We start from the raw sequence: 21,323 nt of genomic DNA on the forward strand, positions 1-21,323 counted from the left end.
CTGTTATCGCTAGCCTAGCCAAAAACCGGCACCCATGTCACAGAACGGACCCTTGCAATGACCCTTAACGCCCGTCACGAACAGATCGTCGAACTGGTTGGAGAGCGGGGCTTCATGACCATCGAAGCTCTGACGGAACACTTTAACGTCACACCGCAAACCATCCGTCGCGACCTCAACACCCTCGACGAGGCCGGTCGATTGCGCCGCTACCATGGCGGCGCCGGGCTCAGCGCCAGCACCCGCAACCTGGCCTACGCCGAACGCCGCATCCGCAACCTGGACGAAAAACAGCGCATCGCCGCCACCATCGCGGAACGGGTGCCGGACAACAGCTCGCTGTTCATCAACATCGGCACCACCACCGAAACCATTGCCAAGGCACTGCTGGAGAAACAGGGGCTGACGGTGATCACCAATAACCTGCATGTGGCCAGCATTCTTTGCAGTCGCGACGATTTCACCGTCATCATCGCCGGTGGCATGGTCCGTAATCGGGATGGCGGTGTCATTGGGGAAGCCACGGAAGAGTTCGTGCGCCAGTTCAAGGTGGACATCGCCATCATCGGCATCAGCGGCATTGACGGCGACGGCGACCTGCTGGACTTCGACTACCAGGAGGTGCGGGTGGCCCAGGCGATCATTGAACACAGCCGTCAGGTCTACCTGGCCGCCGACCACACCAAGTTCGGCCGCAACGCCATGATCCGGCTCGGCCATATCTCCCAGGCCACCCACCTGTTTACCGACAGCCGTCCTCACCAGCGCCTGAGCGATACCATCGCTCAGGCCGGGGTAAAGCTGGTTATTGCGAACTGACACCGTTCGGAAACGAAAATTTAACTTGATGAAATCGACGGAAAACGCCTAAAATTCGCTCAGATTGTTTTCGGAAACGAATATCTGGGTAGGATTTTGATGACCACCAACGCTTCAGCGCCCCCTCTCACGGTTACCGACACTTACGACCTGGTGGTGGTCGGCGGCGGCATCAATGGCTGCGGTATCGCCGCCGACGCCGCCAGCCGCGGTCTCAAGGTACTGCTGTGCGAACAGCACGACCTCGGCTCCGCCACCTCGTCAGCCAGCAGCAAGTTGATCCACGGCGGCCTTCGCTATCTTGAGCATTACGAATTTCGCCTGGTGCGGGAGGCATTGGCAGAGCGGGAAGTGCTACTGAACATCGCCCCTCATCTGGTTAATCCGTTGCGCTTCACCCTGCCCCACCAGTCACACCTGAGACCAGGCTGGATGATCCGCACGGGGCTGTTTCTCTACGATCACTTGGCCAATCGGGATACCCTGCCAGGCTCCCGCAGCGTTCGATTTGACGGCACAGGCCCCCTCGCTCCGGATCTGCGGAAGGGATACAGCTATTCAGACTGCTGGGTAGACGACGCCCGCCTGGTGGTGGCCAATGCCCAGGCCGCCCGTAACCAGGGCGCCAGAATTCTGCGGGATACCCGCTGCGTTGAAGCCCGGCGATTGGCGGAGCAAGCGCTCTGGTCGGTGGCGCTGGCGGGCACCCGCTCCGGCCAACGCCAGACGGTATACGCCCGTGCACTGGTTAACGCCAGCGGTCCCTGGGCTACCAAGCTGTTCGATGACGCCCTGGAACAACCCAGCCCGCATCGCGTCCGGCTGATCAAGGGCAGCCATATCGTGGTGCCGCGCTTTATCGACCAGGAAGGCGCCTTCATCCTCCAGAACAGTGATCGGCGGATTGTCTTTGTGCTGCCCTATGAGGACCACTTCAACCTTATCGGCACAACCGACAAGGAATATCAGGGAGATCCAGGCAACGTCACCATCGACGACGAAGAGATCGATTACCTGCTGGCGGTGGTCAACCGGCATTTCATTCACCAGGTGGCGCGGGAAGACATCGTTCACAGCTACTCGGGCGTGCGCCCGCTGCTGGACGACGAATCCAGTGATCCATCCGCCATCACCCGGGACTACACTCTGGAGATTCAGGGCGATCCGCAACAGGCGCCGCTGTTAAGCATCTTTGGTGGCAAGATCACCACCTATCGCAAGCTGGCGCTGGCGGCGGTGGAAAAGCTGCGGCCCTGGTTCCCTACCTTGGCCGCCTCGCGCACAGAGTCACTGGCGTTGCCCGGCGCCACCCGCCAGATCCATACCCGACCGGCAATTCTGGAGTGCCTGCGCAGTCTCTACCCGGGACTCCCGGACGCCATGATCCGCCGGTTCAGCCGCAGCTATGGCCTGCTGGCGATTCGCTTCCTGGGAGACCGGCAGACGCTGACGGCACTGGGCGAGCATTTTGGCGATACGCTGTACGAGCGCGAAGTGACTTACCTGATGGACCAGGAGTGGGCCAGAACGCCGGAGGATGTCCTGTGGCGCCGGACCAAGCTGGGGCTGCGGCTGAGCACAGAGCAGGTAGACAGGCTGGGGCAGTGGATGACGAACCATCAGGGTGAAACCGCTGCCCCCGAAGCGCATGACCAGTGCGGCTGACTGGCAGCAAAAAACAGCCATAAAAAAAGGGCTGGAAAGATCCAGCCCTTAAAATGACGAATGAAACAAGGAAAGTTCGTAAGAACTACAACCTCAAAAGTCATCCCTTACACTGTCAGTATCGCTGCTTCAGCCCCGGCCATCAGTGGAGGTTGTGTATCCCTTTGTTACAACGGGTGATTAAGCGGTACAGCCGTCACAGAAGTGAGTCCACCGGCTTCTTGCGGGGCCATACCAGGCTGAACTTCGCACCACCGAGATCGTCGCTGCGGCTGACAAACGCCTGGCCACCATGCCAGTACAGAATTCTACGAACGATGGACAACCCCAGACCATAGCCGCCGGACGTCCGGGTACGACTGTCATCCAGCCGGGCGAAAGCGGTAAACACCTTCTCCCAGTCCTCTTCCGGTATGCCCGGGCCGTTGTCCTCCACATCAATCCGACAGTTGGACTCATCCAGCTGGCAGACCACCCGCACCTTGCCATCGGCATAACGGGCGGCATTGCCCACCAGATTCTGGATCGCCCGGTGAATATGCCGAGGCTCCACGTCTGACAGCGCCCAGCGTTCCGAGGCCTCGGGAATGTCCGATTCAATCACCGTCTCCGGGCGGATCAGTTGCTGCTCATCCACCACCTGCCGGACGATATCCGTTACCGAGGTTTCCACCTGGGTAAATACCGGCCCGCCCTGCTCCAGACGGGCGTAGGTCAGAATCTCATCAATCAGCTCATCCAGCTCCTGGATGTCGCCATCAATACCGTCGAGCTGTTTCTGCAGCATCTCGGAGTTGTTACAGCCATCGAGCATCTGCACCCCAAAGCGAATTCGGGCCACCGGGGTACGCAGCTCATGAGACACCGCATGAATCATCTCCCGCTGCACCCCGACCAAACGCTGAATGTGCTCCGCCATGCCATTGAAGGCGTTGGCCAGACGGGAGACCTGAGTTCGACCGTTCTGCTCAACCCGGGCACCCAACTCACCACGGGCGATGCGAACCGCCACCGATTCCACCGCCCGGAGGTTACGGTCCACATCCCGCATCAGCAGGCACAGGGCCGCCGCCAGCACGGCGGACACCAGCACCAGCATCAGCATCCACACGCCCCAGTGCCAGGGGTCAAACGGCGCAGGCAGAGACAGGGTTACCAGGGTGCCATCCTGCAATCGCAGCAGGATGGTGGCCGCATCACTGTCATCGTGAGGCCGGTAGAACGCCAGCCCGCGTTCAGACACCCGCGCCAGCACGTCGTCGGCTGGCAGCATGGCGTCGTCGTCCAGCGGGGCCAGGGTGATCGCCAGGGTCTCGGATAGCCGCGCCATTACCTCCTGACGTTGTTCCGGCAGGCTTTGATTGAGATGCGCGAGGGCAATGTAGGCCATCGACTCGGCCACTTCCCGGTAGCTGTCCCGCAACTGGAGTTCCAGCACCATGCCGTGATGCCCCTGCACCAGCACTCGCCACCCGAGACTGGTTTCCAGGGCCACCACCTGGCCATACCCCAAGCGCTCGAGGGTCACCGATGACAGCGTCAGGTTTTCAGGTGGCACCACCCGGAAGTCGTGTAACTGGCCAAGCCAGTGGTAGGAGTCCTGAGGGTTTGGCAACGCCGCCAGCCATCGCAACAGCGGCTCCGGGTACTGCTCCTGCCAGGATTGCAGGCGGACACTGTTAATGCCGGAGAACAGGCCATAACACAGCAGCAGCACAACAACGGTGAGTCCGAGCAGCCGCAGGTACAACTTGAGGAAAAACTTCAGGGGCATGGGGACCAACCCGGGGCAGGAACGCCGGCCTCCGGCCGGCGCTGTCGGTATCAATCAGGCTTCCTTTACAAACAGATAGCCCTTGCTGCGAACGGTCTTGATGCGCCGGGGATGAACCGGATCATCACCGATCTTGGGCCGGATACGGGACACCCGGACGTCGATCGAGCGGTCCTGGCCGTCGTACTCGATTCCCCGCAGCGCGGTGAAGATTTCTTCCCGGCTGAGCACCCGGCCGGCACTGCTGGCCAGCAGCCAAAGCAGGTCGAATTCGGCGCTGGTGAGATCGATGCTGGCGCCATCCAGCCAGGCCTCACGCATCGAGCGGTCGACCACCAGATCATTGAACTGCAGCCTTACCGGCTCTTCGCCCGCTTCCGCCTCGGCGCCATTGTTGCTGCTTTCACCCACCCGGCGCAGTAACGCGCGGATGCGGGCCAGCAGCACCCGGGGCTGGACCGGCTTGCCGATGTAGTCGTCGGCACCCATCTCCAGGCCAAGGACCTGATCGAGGTCATCCGTGCGCGCTGTCAGCATGATAATGGGGCCGGAGAAGAACGGTCGCACCCGCCGGCAGATGGACAGACCATCCTCGCCAGGCAGCATCAGGTCCAGAACCACCAGATCCGGCTGCTCGTTGCGGATACGCTCCACCGCGTGTCCGCCGTGAGTCTCTATGGCTACCGTCAGCCCGTTGCTTTCCAGGTATTCGCGGGTCAGGTCCGCCAGCCGTTCGTCGTCCTCAACTATGAGGATACGCCAACTCTCATTCGTCTGTTCCACGCCATCCATCTCTGATATTGATTTCCGGAACGGGCTCTCGTGAATCGTGGGCCCGGTTTATTGTGGTGTCCCGGACTCGCCCGGAACCCCGGTGACATCCAAAGACTGCACAGGTCATTCCGGGCCAGATTGTCTCATTCCCGGAACAGCTGTTCATGGCTCAGAGCCTGGCAGCAGGCTCCTCAAGTAAGTTCTAAAACCATACAGGCAACGCCCTGTAACAGCAATTATACATGCTATTCAGAAATATACATGGAACCGGGGAAACGTTACACCGAGTGACATTAATGAAACCCCGGTCACAGCCCATCCGGATGTCACAGTCCCGTCACCACCAGGTCATCCCGCTGTCACAGCCGCTTCATAGCCTTGTCTGAAAATGGAAACAAAGAGACAACGCCATGACCGTACAAACCGCTCGCGCACCTCGTTCGGCACGTCGACTGCAGACCGTGATCACCCGCCAGCCGGAATTGGTCGAAGCCGCCCAGCGGCTGCGTTACGACGTCTTCTCCAAGGAGTACGACTCCGACCTTGGCAGCTGCACGCCAGGCCTGGATGCGGACCAGTTCGATGAATGGTGCGATCACCTGATCGTCACCGATGAGAACACCGGCCACCTGGTAGCCACCACCCGCATCCTGCACCGCAGCAGCGCCGACCAGGCCGGCGGTTTCTACTCCGAGGGCGAGTTCCACCTCGACAACCTTTACCAGCTGCCCGGCACGGTTGCCGAACTGGGTCGTACCTGCGTTCACCCGGACTACCGTAACGGCGCCACCATCAGCCTGCTGTGGGCCTCGGTGGCGGAGTACCTGGTGTCCCACCAGGTCGACTACCTGATTGGCTGCGCCAGCATCGGCATGTCTGACGGCGGTCTGAAAGCCTGGCGGATCGCTCGCTACCTGCAGCAGGAGTACCTCGCCGACGACAGCTGCCGGGTAACGCCCAAGCGTGAATTGCCGCATCTCACCCATCCGATCAATGAAGACCGGCCAGTGGAGCCTCCGGCACTGATCAAGGCCTACATGCGCCTGGGCGCCCGGGTCTGCGGTGAGCCCTGCTGGGACCCGGACTTCCGCTGTGCCGATCTGCTGGTGATGCTGGAAGTGAACAGGCTGGCGGATCGTTACAGCCGCCACTTCATGCGCAAGGCCAAGGCCTGACGTCATCCGGAACCAAGGGAGGAGCCAATATGGGCATGATTCGACTGACGGTGCGGTTACTGCTGTTTGTGCTGTTTCTGGGCTTCACCGCTCTGGTGGCGGTAGCGGTATCGCTGACTGAGTGGTGCCTGCGCCGGCCCCTGGACCGCACGCCTTACGCCCGCTTCTGTTTTGCCGGCGCCGGCCGCTGCCTGGGCTTCCGCCTGCGCCATCGGGGCGAGCCTGCCGAGGCCCCGGCGCTGTTTGTCAGCAATCATATCTCGTGGTCGGACATTCCCGTGCTGGGAGGACTGGCGCCGCTGCGGTTTCTGTCCAAGGCCGAGGTGGGACGCTGGCCCGTGATTGGCTGGCTGGCCCACCAGGCCGGCACGCTGTTCATTCAGCGTGGACGCGGCAAGGCCGGCCAGAGCCGGGAGGAGATTGCCCGCACCCTCAACGCCGGCCAGTCGGTGCTGGTGTTTCCCGAAGGCACCACCACCGCTGGTCTGACCGTGCTGCCTTTCCATGGCCGGCTGCTGAAAGCGGCGGTGGAAAGCGGCCGGCCGCTGCAGCCCATCAGCATAGGCTATCTGCGCAATGGCCTGCCGGATCATCTGGCGCCGTTCATCGGCGACGATGATTTCCACACCCACCTGCTGCGGATGCTGCGCCAGCCGGCGGTGGAAGTGGCGGTGATCTACCACCCACCGGTTACGGTCAGCCAGGACAGCGACATCGAAACGGTTGCCGCCCAACTGCAGCAGACCGTCGCCGATGGCCTGCACCAGATCCACCAGGCCGGCGGTCTCCAGGCCAGCGGCCAGGCCGGGGCTGCCGGGTCGGCGATGATGCCCTGAGACGGGGCGGCAACGCCGGAATCAGGTCAGCGGGTGGCCGGCCTCGAGTTCGGCCTCGGTGGCCTCACGACGGTCGATGATTTCCAGATCAAAATACAGCGTCAGCCCCGCCAGCGGGTGGTTGGCATCCACTTTCACCAGGTTGCCATCGATCGCCACCACCTTCACCACCTGCGCTTCCTCGCCGGTGTTGGTCTGGAACTTCATTCCCACCTTGAGGTCCTCAATGCCCTCGAAGGCGGATCGCGCAACCTTGCGCACCAGCTCGGGGTTGTGTTCACCGTAGGCCATGGCGGGTGGAATGGTGACTTCCAGACAGTCGCCTGGCCCGCGATCACGAACCGCTTCCTGAATGCCTTTGATGACGTTGTCGCTGCCCATCAGGAAACGCAGCGGCTCACCTCCTTCTGAGGTATCCACAACTTCCCCGACTGGGTTCTTGAGCCGGTAATGTACGGTATAGACGGCGGTTTTCTGCATTACGATGTCTTGGTCTCCAGGGCGCTGACCGCGCCTGTCTGTGTCAGGCCCAGGATCAGCAGACGCTGATCCAGCTTCTCCCGCCAGGTGGTGGGAGACTCCAGGCCCATGCGTTCCAGCAGGGGCTGCAGCGCCGGTTGCGACTCCGAGGCTTTCAGCGCCTGCCAAAGGGTCGCGAGTTTACCACGCCGGCTTGCCGTTGCGGCTTTCAGATGCTTCAGCGCTTTGCCGAGTACCAGCTCCTCGTCGGTGAAATCACAGCCGAACGGGAAGGCCGGGAACAGGTTCTCGCCGCCCTCCGGGGTAAAGGCCGCTTTCAGCGCTTCCGGCGTGTTCTGGCGCCAGGCTTCGGGCAGCTCCACATCCGCCGCCACCTTGCCGGCCTTCTTGGCCTGTTTCAGCAACTCCGGCTGGAACCGGGCATCGGCGATGCGGATCATCTCCAGGTAGACCTCCTGGTCGGAGCGCCCCCGCAGGTCGGCAATGCCGTACTCGGTGACCACCAGATCCCGCAGGTGGCGGGGAATGGTGCAGTGGCCGTAGCTGAACACAATGTTGGAGACCGTTTGGCCGGCGCTGGTGCGGGTGCTTCGCAGGGTCAGAATCGAACGCGCACCCGGCAGTTCGTGGGCCATGGCGACAAAGTTGTACTGCCCGCCAACACCGCTGACCACTCGGCCATCCTCCAACCCATCCGAGATCGCCGCGCCGCCCAGGGTGTACATCATCGCCGAGTTGATGAAGCGGCTGTCCCGACGCTGGGCCGCCTTCAGTCGCTGATTCCCAAAGGTATGGTCGTAAAGGTGGTTGATGTAGTTGACGCTGGTCATGCAGATCCGCTCACGCTGTTGCGGTGTCAACTCCCGCAAGGCCTGATAGAAGTCCGCCGGCCCCAGGTAAAAGCCGCCGTGCATCACCACGCCACCGCGCAGGCGGTCCCCCAGGGCCAGGTCGGCCAGCCGGGTCCGGGCCTCATCACTGTCGAGGTCCGGCTCCAGGGTGTAGTCACGCACCACCAGACGGCCACCCTTGAACACCACGTCTTCGTGCAGCACGCCGTAACGCTGCAGCCACTGCACGTCACGGGCACGCAGGGGCGAGTCAATCAGCTCTGCCTGTCGCAGGGTATCCAGGGTGGCCAGTGACACCGTGGGTTCCAGCTCGCCGGCGTTGACCAGCTCCTGCAGCCCGGCGTGGTCGTACACTTCACGGCTCAGCACCCCGGCTTTCATCAGATGCGCAAAGCCGTCCACCATCATCTCGCTGCAGCCGTACAGCCCTTGCTCGAAGGGGCCAGTGCCGCCGTCACGCACCGCCGCCGGTTGGCGGCCGGCGACATGGATACGACGGTAGAGCGCCTGCCAGGCGTCATTACGGGTATGACGGAGGATCGCGCTGTGAACCAGGGCGGCTCCCAGCGACCCGATGCCTACCTGCAGGGTTCCACCATCCCGCAGCAGGGTACTGGCGTAAAACCCGATGGCATGGTCTGCCAGGCTAACGGCCATCTGCGGTACCGGAAACAAGGGGTGGTCGGAGGCTTTATGGTCCAGCACCAGATCAAATTCCGACAGCGGCACCTCGGCGTCCCGCCCCAGGTACGGCAGTTGCCGGTTGAGCTCCGCCACCAGAGCCACGGGCTGCCCCTGCTCGGCGCGCTCACGGAATGCCGGTAACAAGTCCAGGGAAAGATCCGGGTTGCAACTCAGGCTGACCAGCGGCTGCTCCGGGTCGTCATGGGGAGACACCATCTGCCCCACCACATTGACCCCCATCGCCAGCAGGTCACGGGCGGCGTGGGTGTAGTTGGTGCAGACATAGTTCTGTTGCTGCTGCCGGTCTCCCAGGAAACTGCCAGCCTTGAAGAAGAATTCGGAAACTCTGACGTTGTCTGGCAAGCACCGATTCACCACATCGCGGGCGTACTCCAGCTCTGGAATCTCACCGTAGAGGCGCTGGACAAAGGGGTCCAGAAAGCGTTTCTCCAGTGACGACGCCCCCCGCGGGGCCAGCATCGAGATGGCGGTGACAATGTGCAGGTTCAGGGTGGAATCCTGCTGCGCTCGCCGATAGAGCGCGTTGGCGAATAGCACCGGTTTGCCCAGACCCAGCGGCAGCCCCAGGACAATGTCCCGTCCCACCCGCTCGATCACTGCATCAACACACGCTTCCGTATCGGCCGAAACCGACGGTGCCCTCTTCTGCTGCCCTTCTGCCATCGCTGTCTCCCTTTCGTGCGATTCGCCGGATGGTTGCGATCATCACACGATCCACAACCCCAGACAATGCGATTGGTCAGGGCAAACAGGTCAATTCTGGTGTTGCTACGCAGTCACAGCGGCGGCGAAAAAACGAGTAGGGGTAAAGCAGGGAGGGAAATCAGGAAGAACAGGCTGAGCGAAACCGTCCGTGGTCAGTGAGCGCCGATCTCAGAAGTTCCACTTGAAGTTGAGGCAGGCCCCTTCTTCCAGCAGTGCCACGCCGTGATCCGGACGGATCGCTTCGGAAGCGTAGCGGCGGCCCTGGTCCTGGCGACTGACCAGGCTCAGGCTCAGCAGCCGGGAACCAATTTCGGTGACAGCATCCGTGTTGTCTCGTTCAAAGTCGCCGGACATCTGCTCCTGAAGCAGATAGACATTGTCGGGTCGCGGCTCCTTGTTCAACTCAACGGCGTCGGCAGCTTCGGCGCGAACGACGAACGCAAGCATGTTGAGTACCAGTAAGGCGAGAAACAGACGAATGACCATGTATAGCCTAGCTATTAATTGACGGTTCGAATTGTAGGTTTTGTTACGCCTAAAGTCTAATCCAGACGCGTTGGATATCTGTGAAAAAGAGCACACTTGCCTCGCTTTCCTGTAGTGAATTGGCAAGCACTTGGTCACCGACTGCAGTGGTTCTATTTCAGACTGTAACCAGGCGGATGCCGGGCCGGCATCCAACGCGGCAAAACAGTATCCAACAGCCAGATTTCAGAACCGTTTCATGTCGCTCCAGGCCCCGTATGGCAAGGGCTGGCGGGTAAACAGAATGTCACCGGAGTGTCTCGCGACTGTCACACTGGACGCCCATAGTGAATGACAACACGGTGAAAGATTGACCAGTCCCGGTTTGGCCTGGACAACCATCACCCGCCTGAACCACCGGCATGGTAAGCGCATGACAGATACACCGAAAACCACCCGCCCCCGTCACATCGCCATCGTCTCTGAGACCTTTCCTCCGGAGATCAACGGTGTGGCCAACACCCTCAGACACCTCTGCCAGGGGCTGATGAAGCAAGGGCACAGGGTCTCGGTGGTGCGCCCCCGTCAGCGCCACGAGCAGGCCGGGGCCGTCGCCAGTGCTGGCCAGGCGCTGTTCACCTCGGAACAGGTGGTGACCGGCCTGCCGCTGCCGGGCTATCCCGACCTGCGCTTTGGTGTCACCCGCAGTCGCCGTCTGGTGAACCTGTGGCGGGAGCAGCGACCGGACGCCATCTACGTCGCCACCCAGGGGCCATTGGGGGTTACGGCGGTCAACGCCGCACGTCAGCTCAGCATTCCGGTCAGTTCCGGTTTTCACACCAACTTCCACACCTACAGCCGCTACTACGGCGCCGGGTTCCTGGAAAAATTGTTGTGCAGCTACGGCCGCTGGTTCCACAACCGCACCTCAGTTACTTTGGTACCAACCCGCAAGATGCAGTTGATGGTACAGGCCATGGGCGTGAACCCGACCGGTCTCTGGAGTCGGGGCGTGGATTGTCACCGCTTTGCTCCCCACAAGAGGGACATGGCGCTGCGCAAGCACTGGGGCGTGGGCGAACACGATCGGGTTGTGCTGTACGTGGGCCGGCTGGCGTCGGAGAAGAACCTGCAGATGGCCACCGCCTGCTTTGAGCGTATCCGCAATCTGCATCCCCGCAGCAAGTTCGTACTGGTAGGGGATGGCCCGCTGCGGCGACGGCTGGCGGAACGCCATCCGGATTACCTGTTCTGCGGCATGCAGCGGGGAGAGGATTTGGCCCGGCACTACGCCTCCGGAGACATTTTCCTGTTCCCCAGCAAGACCGATACCTTCGGCAACGTGGTCACCGAGGCCATGGCCAGCGGGCTGGCCGTGGTGGCCTATGACGACGCCGCCGCCAGCGAGCACATCCGCCACGAGGGCAACGGGATGAAGGCCGACCTCAATGACGACGACGGTTTCATCGACGCCGCCCTAAAACTGGTGGACCAGCCGACCCTGCTGAGCCGGCTGCGGGCCCAGGCGCGTCTCGACGCGCTGGACCTGAACTGGAGTTCCCAGATCGAACAGTTCGAACAACTGGTACTGAACCAGCAACACAGGGCCAAATATCATGCCATCAAGCAGAGCATCCCGCTTCTTTGACGCGGTCGACCAACGCGAGTACGCCCTCTGCCAGACCATCAACCGGTCGTTACGCTTTCGCCCGGTACAGACCTACTTCCAGGTGGTCAGCCGCCTGGGCGACGGCTGGTTCTGGTACGCACTGATTCTCACCCTGCCCCTGCTGGCACCGGAACAGGGGCTCGCCATCGCCCTGCTGATGGTGGCCACCGGGCTGACCTGCACCCTGCTGTACAAGGGCCTCAAGCGCTGGCTGATCCGGGAGCGGCCGTTTATCTCCTTCCCCACCATCAATTGCGGGACGCCGCCACTGGACCGCTACAGCTTCCCATCCGGCCACACCCTGCACGCGGTCTGTTTCAATACCCTGCTGGCCGTACTGTTACCGGGCCTGGCGTGGCTGCTGCTGCCCTTTACCCTGTCGGTGGCCGCATCCCGGGTTATTCTCGGCCTGCACTACCCCAGCGATGTCGCCGCCGGCGCCCTGATCGGCATGACCCTGGGCCTGCTGGCAGGGCACGGCCTGGCCGAACCGTTTCTGACACTGTTTGGTTGAGTACCAAGACGCACGGGAACAGCACCCGGGCAAATCTTGACTACACTTGCGGGACGGATTTCAAGGAATCGAGACGCCCCAGGTGCCAATCATGAAGATGCCCCTAACCGCCCTTGCCCTGGCCGGCTGCGGCAGCGCCCTGCTGCTGGCCTGGGCCTGGAACACCGAATCCCCCGCCCCCCTCGCTGGCGAGACGTCCGCATCAACGCCAGCTTCGGCTACGACTGCACCGGCAGCGTCGACAGCCGCCGGCGCACAGCCACCGCAACTGCCCGACCAGCCACTGACACCTCAACAGCAGGCGCTGCTGAACGATCCCCGCACCCAGGCCCTGGGTGATCGCCTGGCGTTCCAGGACCGGGTCCGCAGCCTGTTTGATCAAGCCGATACACTGACCGACCGCCAGCGCCAGCAACAGGCCGCGGCTGTGCGTCAACAACTGGCGGACTATGAGCAGGTCGGCGAAGTCAGTGCACCGGAAGCACTGATGGTGAAGCTGGCGCTGCTCAATCTGACAGAGGCCGACCCGGAGCAGCGCAAGCGCCAGGCGCAGACACTGGTGAACCATTACCGGCAACAGGGCGAGCAACAGCGGCAGGCCTGGGCGTCCCAGCCCACTCCGCAGTTTGATCAGTACAAGACACAGGAACGGGCGATCGTGGCGGAAGTGATGGCGATGGAGTCGTTCCCGGGCAACCTGACCCGGGATCAGTACCTGCGACAACGATTGCAGCAGGCCCGTGAACAGACCATGGGTCAGCCCTGACAATCAAACCGCCAGAGTGACCCATGGGCCGGCCGCGGAAGCGATGGCCGGCCCATCAAGCCGTGAACTTACAACAACTGGTCGAGGGTCCAGTACAACAGGTTGAACGGCTTGTTGTAGTCCGCCTGGGTGTCGGTCTCAGACGCCTGCATCACCGCACCGCTGCCATCCAGCACACTGGCGATGAAATCATCCAGCTCCAGCCCCTGCTCCTGGATATCGGCATTGGCGAACTCGATGATGCTGGTGCAGTGGCTCTCGTTCACATCCCGGAACATCGGCAGGTAGTAGCCAAAGTTATCCAGCCCCGCCAGGGTGTCCCGCAGGCGGCGGGTATCCTTGCCCCAATATTCATGCAGCAAGGCCTCCTTGGTGGCCTGGTCCGGCGCGTTCTCGATTTCCGGATAGAACCGCTCGTAGGAATAGGACGAGTAATTGAGGTCACGCCAGAAATGGGTATGGCCCATCCGGTCCTCTGGCAAGGCCGACGACAGCGCCGGATAGAGGCTGCCCAGATCGTCGGTATCCAGCCCCGGCAACTGGGCCTGCAGGAAGTCCAGCGGACCGTCGGGCTGATCCAGCCCCCAGACCTGACGGATCAGATTCTGCAACAGCACCGATGGGTACTGCTCCGGATCAGCGTCCACCGGCGCACTGAAGGCCGGTCCCGAGTCGTTGATCAGATACCCCCGGGTCGGGGCCAGATCCTGCCGTGACGGGAAGTAGTTGGTGAAACTGCCGATGCCGCCGGCGCTGCAGCCGGTGGCCAGCATCTGCCCGGGACGCTGGAGGTTATCCTTGAGCCAGGCAATGACCGCCCGGGAATTGCGCAGGCCGTTGTGGTGCCAGACCAGCGGTTCGGCTTCCCCATCCGGGTCTTCATACACCGCGACCCGGTCGCCGGAATAGATGTCCCCGGTACAGTACGGCACATACACCATGTTCCAGTTCTGGGTCTTGACCCGGCTCCAGGGATGCAGACGCACCACGAACGGACTGACGATGCTGGCCGACGGGTTCATCAGGGACATGTAGTCGTCGGGTATACCGTTGGGATTGCGGGCACCGCGAATGCCGGTCTGGCCGGTGCAGCTCTCATAGTCCCAGCAGGCGCCACCACCCTCAAAATAGAGGATGGTATTACTGGAATTCGGCACCCGATTGACGAAGAATTTGTACGGCGAACCGTTACCGCATACGGCCCCGGTTTCCGGCGCCAGGTCGATGGTCTGCCAGGCGTAGTAGTTACCGGGGGAGAAACCATCATTGAAGCCAGGCGGATTGGCCAACAACGGGTAATCCCCCTGGCGCTGATCGGCGGTGACCGGATTGTCCGCCCCCGGCGGATTTACCAGATTACCCAGGGTATCCCAGAACCCGTAGTCACCCAGTTCAGCCGCTGCCGGCGACGGCGGCACCAGGCAGGCCGCCAGCAGCGCCCAGCACAGAGTTGTGATTGCCTTGTTCATAGTCCTTTTCCCATGTTGTTTTTATTTGCATGGCATTGTGTGTCCACGGGCAACCGCTGCGGACGCCCATGGACGCCCGACGCAGACAGCAGGACTACGTCAGCCTGAAAACTAGACGTGACAACCTGTTAGATCAATCTCGTGCTCTAGATGAATTACGACTAAAAAGTGACGGGTTATTCGCTAAGGAGTCTCGGTTTAATCGAAGAGCCGCAACTGCTGCAGCGGCGACCGGTCGTTGCGGAATCGGACCCCCAATCCCAGCAGGCGTACCGGGCGTTCACTGTCCTGCACCAGCTCCGCCAGCAGCGGCTGGTAGTCCTCCGGTTGAGGAACTGCAGACAGGTCCCGGACCCGTTCCAGGGTATGGGTGGAGAAATCGCTGTAACGAATCTTGATGAAGAGTTTGTGGATGGCTTTCTCCGACGCCTTGCGCGCCAGTCGCTGCTGTAGGTCCAGCGCCAGCTCGGGTAACAATGCCTCACAGGCCGCCCGCCCCGGCAGGTCCTGGGCGAAGGTGCGCTCCACACTAACCGACTTGGCGTCACGACTGATCACCACCGGCCGGTCATCGCGACCGTGGGCCATTTCGTAAAGCCGGTAGCCCTGGCGGCCAAACGCATCCACCAGGACTTCCGGCCGCTGCTGCCGGAGATCACCGCAGGTGCTGATCCCCATCCGGTGCAGCTTGCCGGCAGTAACCGCACCCACCCCGAAGAGCTTTTCAACCGGCAACGCCGCCACAAACTCCGCCACATCCCCGGGCCGGATCACGAACAGCCCGTCGGGCTTGTCCCAGTCGCTGGCAATCTTGGCCAGAAACTTGTTCGGAGCCACTCCGGCCGACACCGTGATGCCCACCTCGTCCCGCACTCGCTGACGCAGGTGACGGGCCATCAGCGTCGCGCTGCCCTTGTGCTCAGACACCTCACTAACGTCGAGAAAGGCTTCGTCGAGGGACAGCGGCTCCACCAGATCGGTCAGCTCGCGAAAGAACCCCATGACCTGGCGGGACACCTCGCGGTAACGCGCCATGTTCACCGGCACGATCACCAGGTCCGGGCACAGTCGCCGGGCTTCCGCCGTTGGCATTGCTGAACGCACACCATAGGCCCGGGCCTGGTAGTTGCAGGTGGTCAGCACCCCCCGGCCACCATCGCCGCCGACCGCAAGCGGCACCCGGCTCAGCGACGGATCATCCCGCATTTCCACCGCAGCGTAGAAGCAGTCGCAATCGATGTGAATGATCTTGCGCTGTGTCGCTGATGCTGACAGCGCTTGAGTTGAAGGTGCGTGTGACACTGGCCGGTCGCTCTCCCGCAAGGCATTTCCTCTACCCGGTATCTTGGGTACCATTCAGAGGTTCCCTACAACCCCCGGTCTTCCACAGCCCGAGCGGGGATGCGGAGTTGATCAGAGGCTCCCTAGTTTACCATCCCCTCACGCTGGAAGCCGGTGTCGGATCGACCACGCCCATTGATGAAGGAACCAGCCCGGCATGACCACCCCGATCCCCGAGCCCACCCAGACCGAAATCGAGGCCGCCGCCTTCCGTCGCCTGGTCGCACACTTGCGGGACCACCCGGAAGTCCAGAACATTGACCTGATGAATCTGGCCGGCTTCTGTCGTAACTGCCTGTCGAAGTGGTATCGCGCCGAAGCCGCCGAGCGTGGTGTTGAGCTGAGCAATCCCGATGCCCGCGAGCGGATTTACGGCATGCCCTACGACGACTGGAAAGCCCGCTACCAGAAGGGCCCCAAACTCGACCATAAAGGTACCCCCGAATCATGACCGTGACTGAAGCGATCAATATCCACCTGGCCGCACTGGATGCCGGCCGGCACGACTTTGAAGACACCCTGGCGCTGATCGAGCGCTACTTCGAGTACACCGCCAGCGCGTTCCATAACGGCCCGCTGTACAACCAGGCCAGCGAGAACCAGGGCTCGTGCAAGCTGTTCGCCCTGGGCCAGTTCTGCAACCTCACTGAAGCCCAGACCCTGAGCTGCTTTGGCCGCCACTATCGGGACGTTCTGGAAAACCCCGCTGGCACCAGTCACGGCAACATCCGCCAGTTCATCAGTACCGGTTGGTCCGGCATCCATTTCGATCGGCCACCGCTGCAATTGCGCACCTCCCCGCAGGCGGAAACGGAAGCCAGCTCATGAGCCAGGACACCCAGACCGCAGCCAGCTTCCAGCTCAAGAGTGCCTCAGTCTCGCTGACGGCACTGGAGCTGTACCACTTTGATCCGGACGACTTCGAAGCCACCCTGCGGGACAAGATCAGTCAGGCACCTGGTTTCTTCCGCGACATTCCGCTGATCATCAGCCTGGACAAGTACGAAGGCCCCAACGCCGAACTGGATTTCTTCAAGCTAATCGGCAGCTGTCGCCGCCACGGCATTCAGGTGGTGGGGGTGCGCGGCGGTGACGACGACCAGCGTCGCCTGGCCCGCAATGCCGCCCTGGCACTACTGCCTGGCGGTGGTCGCCGGGACAGCAACCGCAATGCCCAGAGCGAAGACGACAACGGTGACGAATCAGCAGCAGCTAACGAAACCGTAACCGAATCCCCGGCCGCCGCCGAACCGGCCCCGGTGGAGAGCGGAAAACCGGCGAAAATCATCAACCAACCGGTACGCTCGGGTCAGCAGATCTGTGCGCCAGACGGCGACCTGGTGATATTGGCCCCGGTGCAGGCTGGCGCCGAGGTGCTGGCTGCGGGTAACATCCACGTTTACGGTCCTTTGCGCGGTCGTGCGCTGGCAGGTATCCACGGAGCCACTGAGGCCCGGGTGTTCTGTCAGTCCCTGGAAGCCGAGCTAGTCTCCATCGCCGGACACTATAAAATCTCTGAAGACCTGCAGGAAAACGGCTGGAAAAGCCCGGTGCAGCTTCAGCTGAAAGATGAGGTGCTGGTGGCCACGCCGCTGGACAAAGCTTAAGACACTCACGCAATAGGGATTGCAACCTTGGCTAGAATCATTGTCGTTACTTCAGGAAAGGGCGGCGTCGGTAAGACCACCACCAGCGCCTCAATCAGCACCGGGCTGGCCCGCCGTGGTCACAAGACGGTGGTAATCGATTTTGACGTTGGCCTGCGCAACCTCGACCTGATCATGAACTGCGAACGTCGCGTGGTGTACGACTTCGTCAACGTCATCCAGGGCGACGCCACACTCAACCAGGCGCTGATCCGTGACAAGCGGGTCGAATCCCTCTACATCCTGCCGGCGTCCCAGACCCGGGAGAAAGAGGCGCTGACCAAAGACGGCGTTGAGGCGGTGATCAACGAACTTTCCGCAACCTTCGACTACATCGTCTGCGACTCCCCCGCCGGCATCGAGCACGGTGCCCAGATGGCGCTGTACTACGCCGATGAAGCCATCGTAGTCACCAACCCTGAGGTCTCCTCGGTGCGGGACTCCGACCGCATTCTGGGCATTCTCCAGAGCAAATCCCGGCGCGCTGAAATGGGCCAGGACCCGGTCAAGGAACACCTGCTGCTGACTCGCTACGACCCAGCTCGGGTGGAGAAAGGCGAAATGCTGTCAGTGGGTGACGTGGAAGAGATCCTCGCCATTCCCCTGCTGGGGCTGATTCCGGAGTCCCAGGTGGTGCTCAATGCCTCCAACCAGGGCACCCCGGTGATCCTGGAGGACGAGTCCGACGCCGGCCAGGCCTACGATGACGCCGTGGCACGTCTGCTGGGAGAGGAGCGGGAGCATCGCTTCATGACGGCCCAGAAGAAGGGCTTCTTTGCACGGATGTTCAAGGGGTGATAACGGATGAGTTTCCTGGATTACTTCAGAAGCAAGAAGACCACCTCCGCCAACGTCGCCAAGGAACGCCTGCAGATCATCGTTGCCCATGAGCGTGGCCAGCGTGACCAGCCGGACTACCTGCCCCAGTTGCAGGCGGAACTGCTGGCGGTGATCCGCAAGTACGTGCAGATCGACGATGACATGGTCCAGGTGGAAGTGGACCGCAACGACAGCTGTTCGGTACTGGAGCTGAACGTCACGCTGCCGGAGCACTCCCACTCGCACTGAATCACGCGGGGTCCGACCGGGCCCCGCGCGTTCACCTTCCGCACTTGGCCCGCCTCACCTACCAGCGGGCAAAGTGATCCTCCATCAGCCCCCGCAGGCCGGAGACCGCCAGCGTCTCGCCATTGTCATCACGGACCCAGCCTTCAAAAGTGCCGCTGAACTGACGAAAGTTCGACGCCATCACCACCGCATCCAACCGTTCCTGCCGCACCCCTGCCGGCTCAAACCGAAGATCCACCCGGCCGTCACTGGTGGTCACCCGCCAGGGCGCCGATGGGTCCTGACGCTGGAACTCGAACCGGGCCTGGTCCAGCTTGAGACAGCGACCGTCCAGCCACAGCGCATTCTCCGTCATCCCGGTTTCATTGACCCCGGACGCCAGGTTCAGCCCCAGCGAGCGACCGTCCTCAAGCACACCGGCCAGACAGGCCCAGTTCCAGGCGGTCTCCCGCCGCATGTAGCCGCAACTCCAGTCGATCGAGCCGCGCTGGCGGGGGTCGCAGTCGTACCTTACCCCGTCCCAGGTGATCGAGCCGGTCACCGGCAGGCCTGCCGACTTGCGGGTGAACACCCAGCCGTTATAGCCCGCCGGGCAGGTCAGCCGTAACGGGTCCCGGTCCTGGCTCAGCGTCAGCTCAACCTGCACGCCAGCGCGATCGGACACCGACACCCGGCGTTCACCCGCATCGGTCGGGCAGATCTCGATCCGGCTGCCACCACCGGCAAACCGGGCCACGCCATCCTCCGGGCGGGGCTCGATCTGGGTGTGACGGGCCAGCGGTTGCAAGCGGCTGCACTCGCGCATCTGGCCGCTGCGAAAATCGTAAAGGTAGTAGAAGGCGTTGCTGACCAGCTTGAGATCGACGATCGCCAGCCCGAACAGCCAATCCGGCCCCATGGCACTGACAAACTGGAACTGATTGAAACGCCAGCGCCGGGCCAGGGCCGAACGGGGCCGATCCATCACCGAACGCAGATCGTAATCGAGGTAATTGATCCGCTGCACCGGCTCCTCATGGACCCCGGTCCTGACTCGGCCCTTGTCATCTATCAGCTCGTTCATGACGGCATTGCTCTTGTTATGGTTGATGTATTGACGGCCTGCGGCGATTGCAGCCGGCCATTTACCAGCCTCTGACGGTCAGCTGTCATCCTCATTTGAGGCCAAAAATCGGCAGGGACCAAGCAGTTCACAAACCGCCGGCAAGAACGCCCGGGCCATTCCTCGAGTCGTGATAGACTCGACCAAAAACCAAGGAAGTCTACCCCATGACATCGCTTTGCACCCGAATGGCTGGCCGCTGGATGATTGGCGTTGCCGCCGCGCTGCTGTCGCCGCTGAGCCTCGCCAGCCTGCCGCCGGAAGATGCACCGGACTGGTCACTGCGCAAGACCGAAGGCAACATTCGCGTCTACACCATCGAGCAGCCGGACTCCAGCTTCAAGGCCTTCAAGGCCATCGCCCTGATGGACGTGCCGCTGGAGAACCTGATGGCGGTGATGATCGATCCCACCTCCTGTATGTCATGGGTCCACGGTTGCACCGAAGCCTACGGCCTCGAGGGGGGCAGCTTCCAGGACCGCTACGCCTACTCCATCAACGACATGCCCTGGCCGGTCACCGATCGTGACTACGTTCTGCACATCACCACCGCCGGCAACGAATCCCGTGGCGAAGTGATCATGGAACTGAACGCGGTACCGGACTACCGCGAGCCCGACGACGACCTGGTGCGGGTGGACCGCTCCGACACCCGCTACCGCTTTGTTGCCGAGGGCGACCAGACCCGGATGATCTGGCTCCAGCACACCGATCCCAACGGCTCCCTGCCCGGCTGGCTGGTCAACAACCTGCTGGTGGACATTCCGGTCAAGTCACTGCAGAGCCTGGAACAGCTGGCAACCGAGCCCCGGTACGCCAATCACCGCCTGCAGTTTGATGCCGATGGCCAGCTCACCGGCGTGGCGACGGTGCAGAGCGGGGATGACGAGTAGGCAAGGAAAGGCTAAGCTCTGTTACAAAGGAACTGACTGCGCAGGACCCCGGAAATGACCGTTCTCGCCCACGAGATCATGACCCCCAGCATCAAGGCGGTGCCCCAAACCTGGACCATGGAAAGACTGGCCCGCTTCCTCACCGACAACGACATTGCCGGCAGCCCCGTCACCGACGACAGCGGGGAGATTGTGGGCATCGCCACCCTCAAGGACATCACCGAGTTCCGCTGGAACGCCACTCGCAATGACGTTGATGCCGAACTGACACCAGAAGAGCAGCAGGAAGCCCGGCGGCTGCGGATGGCCATCTTCGAGGAAATGGGCAAGGTCCCGGTGGAGGTCCGCGATATCATGACCCCAAGCGTGCTGTCGGTGGACGAGAGCACCCCGGTCAAGGACATCGCTGATATCATGATGAAAGAGCACCTGCACCGGATCTTTGTCACCAAAAATTCGAAAATAACCGGTATCATAACCACTTACGATATGCTGAAATTGATATCAGACAAGGCACTGACCCAACGCTGCGCCGACGAGTAACACCCCGGCGCAGTGTGACTGCCGGACCCGACAGCCGCCTGCCAGAGAGGTATCGAGCCTATG

General features: G+C 62.0%; 22 protein-coding genes. 14 read left to right on the forward strand and 8 right to left on the reverse strand.

Annotated elements, in window-relative coordinates; translation table 11 throughout:
• Window positions 1-57: 57 nt before the first annotated feature.
• The gene (locus J2887_RS16065) at window positions 58-819 is read left to right on the forward strand and encodes a DeoR/GlpR family DNA-binding transcription regulator (RefSeq protein ID WP_227172106.1); all 762 of its coding nucleotides are present in this window, start codon (window positions 58-60) and stop codon (window positions 817-819) included.
• Window positions 820-918: 99 nt separating this feature from the next.
• Window positions 919-2,484 (forward strand): glycerol-3-phosphate dehydrogenase, encoded by a 1,566-nt coding sequence (gene glpD / locus J2887_RS16070; protein WP_227172107.1) that lies wholly within the window; start codon window positions 919-921, stop codon window positions 2,482-2,484.
• Between the two features lie 196 nt (window positions 2,485-2,680).
• Here glpD and J2887_RS16075 read toward each other — a convergent pair whose 3' ends face one another.
• Window positions 2,681-4,258: an ATP-binding protein gene (locus J2887_RS16075; RefSeq protein WP_227172108.1), complete on the reverse strand. Its 1,578-nt coding sequence runs from the start codon at window positions 4,256-4,258 to the stop codon at window positions 2,681-2,683.
• 54 nt (window positions 4,259-4,312) lie between these two features.
• Window positions 4,313-5,050 (reverse strand): response regulator, encoded by a 738-nt coding sequence (locus tag J2887_RS16080; RefSeq protein WP_227172109.1) that lies wholly within the window; start codon window positions 5,048-5,050, stop codon window positions 4,313-4,315.
• Between the two features lie 392 nt (window positions 5,051-5,442).
• On the opposite strand from J2887_RS16080, the gene J2887_RS16085 reads away from it, so the two are divergent.
• On the forward strand, window positions 5,443-6,207 hold the full coding sequence (locus J2887_RS16085) for a GNAT family N-acetyltransferase (protein WP_227172110.1): 765 nt from the start codon (window positions 5,443-5,445) through the stop codon (window positions 6,205-6,207).
• 35 nt (window positions 6,208-6,242) lie between these two features.
• Window positions 6,243-7,043 (forward strand): lysophospholipid acyltransferase family protein, encoded by an 801-nt coding sequence (locus tag J2887_RS16090; protein WP_227172111.1) that lies wholly within the window; start codon window positions 6,243-6,245, stop codon window positions 7,041-7,043.
• A 21-nt stretch (window positions 7,044-7,064) separates the two neighbouring features.
• On the opposite strand, the gene J2887_RS16095 is transcribed toward J2887_RS16090, so the two are convergent.
• The 3 genes from J2887_RS16095 to J2887_RS16105 form a co-directional block, all read right to left on the reverse strand.
• Window positions 7,065-7,523, reverse strand: a complete 459-nt coding sequence (locus tag J2887_RS16095) for an FKBP-type peptidyl-prolyl cis-trans isomerase (RefSeq protein ID WP_227172112.1) — start codon at window positions 7,521-7,523, stop codon at window positions 7,065-7,067.
• Complete coding sequence (locus J2887_RS16100; protein WP_227172113.1) at window positions 7,523-9,742, reverse strand: acetyl-CoA hydrolase/transferase C-terminal domain-containing protein; 2,220 nt, start codon at window positions 9,740-9,742, stop codon at window positions 7,523-7,525. Before J2887_RS16100 ends, J2887_RS16095 begins: the two co-directional genes overlap by 1 nt.
• Window positions 9,743-9,952: 210 nt before the next feature.
• Complete coding sequence (locus J2887_RS16105) at window positions 9,953-10,270, reverse strand: hypothetical protein (RefSeq protein WP_227172114.1); 318 nt, start codon at window positions 10,268-10,270, stop codon at window positions 9,953-9,955.
• Between the two features lie 412 nt (window positions 10,271-10,682).
• Here J2887_RS16105 and J2887_RS16110 point away from each other — a divergent pair, with 412 nt between their 5' ends.
• The 3 genes from J2887_RS16110 (at window position 10,683) to J2887_RS16120 (ending at window position 13,198) form a co-directional block, all read left to right on the forward strand.
• On the forward strand, window positions 10,683-11,897 hold the full coding sequence (locus J2887_RS16110; RefSeq protein WP_227172115.1) for a glycosyltransferase family 4 protein: 1,215 nt from the start codon (window positions 10,683-10,685) through the stop codon (window positions 11,895-11,897).
• Window positions 11,866-12,432: a phosphatase PAP2 family protein gene (locus J2887_RS16115; protein ID WP_227172116.1), complete on the forward strand. Its 567-nt coding sequence runs from the start codon at window positions 11,866-11,868 to the stop codon at window positions 12,430-12,432. Before J2887_RS16110 ends, J2887_RS16115 begins: the two co-directional genes overlap by 32 nt.
• Window positions 12,433-12,523: 91 nt before the next feature.
• Window positions 12,524-13,198: a hypothetical protein gene (locus J2887_RS16120; RefSeq protein ID WP_227172117.1), complete on the forward strand. Its 675-nt coding sequence runs from the start codon at window positions 12,524-12,526 to the stop codon at window positions 13,196-13,198.
• 68 nt (window positions 13,199-13,266) lie between these two features.
• On the opposite strand, the gene J2887_RS16125 is transcribed toward J2887_RS16120, so the two are convergent.
• Together J2887_RS16125 and dinB are read right to left on the reverse strand one after the other, a co-directional pair.
• A complete protein-coding gene (locus tag J2887_RS16125) occupies window positions 13,267-14,667 on the reverse strand; it encodes a pectinacetylesterase family protein (RefSeq protein ID WP_227172118.1) in 1,401 nt (466 codons plus the stop codon).
• 198 nt (window positions 14,668-14,865) lie between these two features.
• Complete coding sequence (gene dinB / locus J2887_RS16130; protein WP_227172119.1) at window positions 14,866-15,969, reverse strand: DNA polymerase IV; 1,104 nt, start codon at window positions 15,967-15,969, stop codon at window positions 14,866-14,868.
• A 196-nt stretch (window positions 15,970-16,165) separates the two neighbouring features.
• On the opposite strand from dinB, the gene J2887_RS16135 reads away from it, so the two are divergent.
• Genes J2887_RS16135 through minE form a run of 5 tightly spaced genes read left to right on the forward strand, consistent with a single transcriptional unit; the run spans window position 16,166 to window position 18,722 of the window.
• Window positions 16,166-16,459, forward strand: coding sequence for a DUF1244 domain-containing protein (locus J2887_RS16135; RefSeq protein ID WP_227172120.1), 294 nt, complete (start codon window positions 16,166-16,168; stop codon window positions 16,457-16,459).
• Complete coding sequence (locus J2887_RS16140; RefSeq protein WP_227172121.1) at window positions 16,456-16,836, forward strand: HopJ type III effector protein; 381 nt, start codon at window positions 16,456-16,458, stop codon at window positions 16,834-16,836. The genes J2887_RS16135 and J2887_RS16140 overlap by 4 nt, the downstream gene beginning before the upstream one ends.
• Window positions 16,833-17,615, forward strand: a complete 783-nt coding sequence (gene minC, locus J2887_RS16145) for a septum site-determining protein MinC (RefSeq protein WP_227172122.1) — start codon at window positions 16,833-16,835, stop codon at window positions 17,613-17,615. Before J2887_RS16140 ends, minC begins: the two co-directional genes overlap by 4 nt.
• 27 nt (window positions 17,616-17,642) lie before the next feature.
• Window positions 17,643-18,452 (forward strand): septum site-determining protein MinD, encoded by an 810-nt coding sequence (gene minD / locus J2887_RS16150; protein ID WP_227172123.1) that lies wholly within the window; start codon window positions 17,643-17,645, stop codon window positions 18,450-18,452.
• A 6-nt stretch (window positions 18,453-18,458) separates the two neighbouring features.
• Entirely contained in the window at window positions 18,459-18,722 is a 264-nt protein-coding gene (gene minE, locus J2887_RS16155) for a cell division topological specificity factor MinE (RefSeq protein WP_227172124.1), read from the forward strand.
• A 58-nt stretch (window positions 18,723-18,780) separates the two neighbouring features.
• Here the strand turns inward: minE and J2887_RS16160 are convergent, their stop codons facing one another.
• On the reverse strand, window positions 18,781-19,785 hold the full coding sequence (locus J2887_RS16160; protein ID WP_227172125.1) for a DUF2804 domain-containing protein: 1,005 nt from the start codon (window positions 19,783-19,785) through the stop codon (window positions 18,781-18,783).
• Window positions 19,786-19,991: 206 nt separating this feature from the next.
• Here J2887_RS16160 and J2887_RS16165 point away from each other — a divergent pair, with 206 nt between their 5' ends.
• Both J2887_RS16165 and J2887_RS16170 read left to right on the forward strand, forming a co-directional pair.
• Window positions 19,992-20,717 carry an START domain-containing protein gene (locus J2887_RS16165; protein WP_227172126.1) on the forward strand — a complete coding sequence of 242 codons (726 nt, stop codon included), beginning with the start codon at window positions 19,992-19,994 and terminating at the stop codon, window positions 20,715-20,717.
• A 54-nt stretch (window positions 20,718-20,771) separates the two neighbouring features.
• Window positions 20,772-21,260 (forward strand): HPP family protein, encoded by a 489-nt coding sequence (locus J2887_RS16170; RefSeq protein WP_227172127.1) that lies wholly within the window; start codon window positions 20,772-20,774, stop codon window positions 21,258-21,260.
• The last annotated feature ends 63 nt before the right edge of the window (window positions 21,261-21,323 follow it).

It is taken from the genome of Marinobacter sp. CA1, from assembly GCF_020546665.1.
In the GTDB taxonomy this organism is placed as follows: Bacteria; Pseudomonadota; Gammaproteobacteria; order Pseudomonadales; family Oleiphilaceae; genus Marinobacter; species Marinobacter xestospongiae.

Bases quoted from the DNA above. Each gene is read 5' to 3' on its own strand.
- glpD (WP_227172107.1), top strand. From the start codon at position 919: ATGACCACCAACGCTTCAGCGCCCCCTCTCACGGTTACCGACACTTAC.
- J2887_RS16100 (WP_227172113.1), bottom strand. From the start codon at position 9,742: ATGGCAGAAGGGCAGCAGAAGAGGGCACCGTCGGTTTCGGCCGATACG.
- minC (WP_227172122.1), top strand. From the start codon at position 16,833: ATGAGCCAGGACACCCAGACCGCAGCCAGCTTCCAGCTCAAGAGTGCC.
- J2887_RS16095 (WP_227172112.1), bottom strand. From the start codon at position 7,523: ATGCAGAAAACCGCCGTCTATACCGTACATTACCGGCTCAAGAACCCA.
- J2887_RS16065 (WP_227172106.1), top strand. From the start codon at position 58: ATGACCCTTAACGCCCGTCACGAACAGATCGTCGAACTGGTTGGAGAG.
- J2887_RS16140 (WP_227172121.1), top strand. From the start codon at position 16,456: ATGACCGTGACTGAAGCGATCAATATCCACCTGGCCGCACTGGATGCC.
- J2887_RS16165 (WP_227172126.1), top strand. From the start codon at position 19,992: ATGACATCGCTTTGCACCCGAATGGCTGGCCGCTGGATGATTGGCGTT.
- J2887_RS16120 (WP_227172117.1), top strand. From the start codon at position 12,524: ATGAAGATGCCCCTAACCGCCCTTGCCCTGGCCGGCTGCGGCAGCGCC.
- J2887_RS16085 (WP_227172110.1), top strand. From the start codon at position 5,443: ATGACCGTACAAACCGCTCGCGCACCTCGTTCGGCACGTCGACTGCAG.
- J2887_RS16075 (WP_227172108.1), bottom strand. From the start codon at position 4,258: ATGCCCCTGAAGTTTTTCCTCAAGTTGTACCTGCGGCTGCTCGGACTC.
- J2887_RS16135 (WP_227172120.1), top strand. From the start codon at position 16,166: ATGACCACCCCGATCCCCGAGCCCACCCAGACCGAAATCGAGGCCGCC.
- J2887_RS16125 (WP_227172118.1), bottom strand. From the start codon at position 14,667: ATGAACAAGGCAATCACAACTCTGTGCTGGGCGCTGCTGGCGGCCTGC.
- J2887_RS16105 (WP_227172114.1), bottom strand. From the start codon at position 10,270: ATGGTCATTCGTCTGTTTCTCGCCTTACTGGTACTCAACATGCTTGCG.
- minE (WP_227172124.1), top strand. From the start codon at position 18,459: ATGAGTTTCCTGGATTACTTCAGAAGCAAGAAGACCACCTCCGCCAAC.
- J2887_RS16090 (WP_227172111.1), top strand. From the start codon at position 6,243: ATGATTCGACTGACGGTGCGGTTACTGCTGTTTGTGCTGTTTCTGGGC.
- J2887_RS16110 (WP_227172115.1), top strand. From the start codon at position 10,683: ATGACAGATACACCGAAAACCACCCGCCCCCGTCACATCGCCATCGTC.
- J2887_RS16160 (WP_227172125.1), bottom strand. From the start codon at position 19,785: ATGAACGAGCTGATAGATGACAAGGGCCGAGTCAGGACCGGGGTCCAT.
- J2887_RS16080 (WP_227172109.1), bottom strand. From the start codon at position 5,050: ATGGATGGCGTGGAACAGACGAATGAGAGTTGGCGTATCCTCATAGTT.
- J2887_RS16115 (WP_227172116.1), top strand. From the start codon at position 11,866: ATGCCATCAAGCAGAGCATCCCGCTTCTTTGACGCGGTCGACCAACGC.
- J2887_RS16170 (WP_227172127.1), top strand. From the start codon at position 20,772: ATGACCGTTCTCGCCCACGAGATCATGACCCCCAGCATCAAGGCGGTG.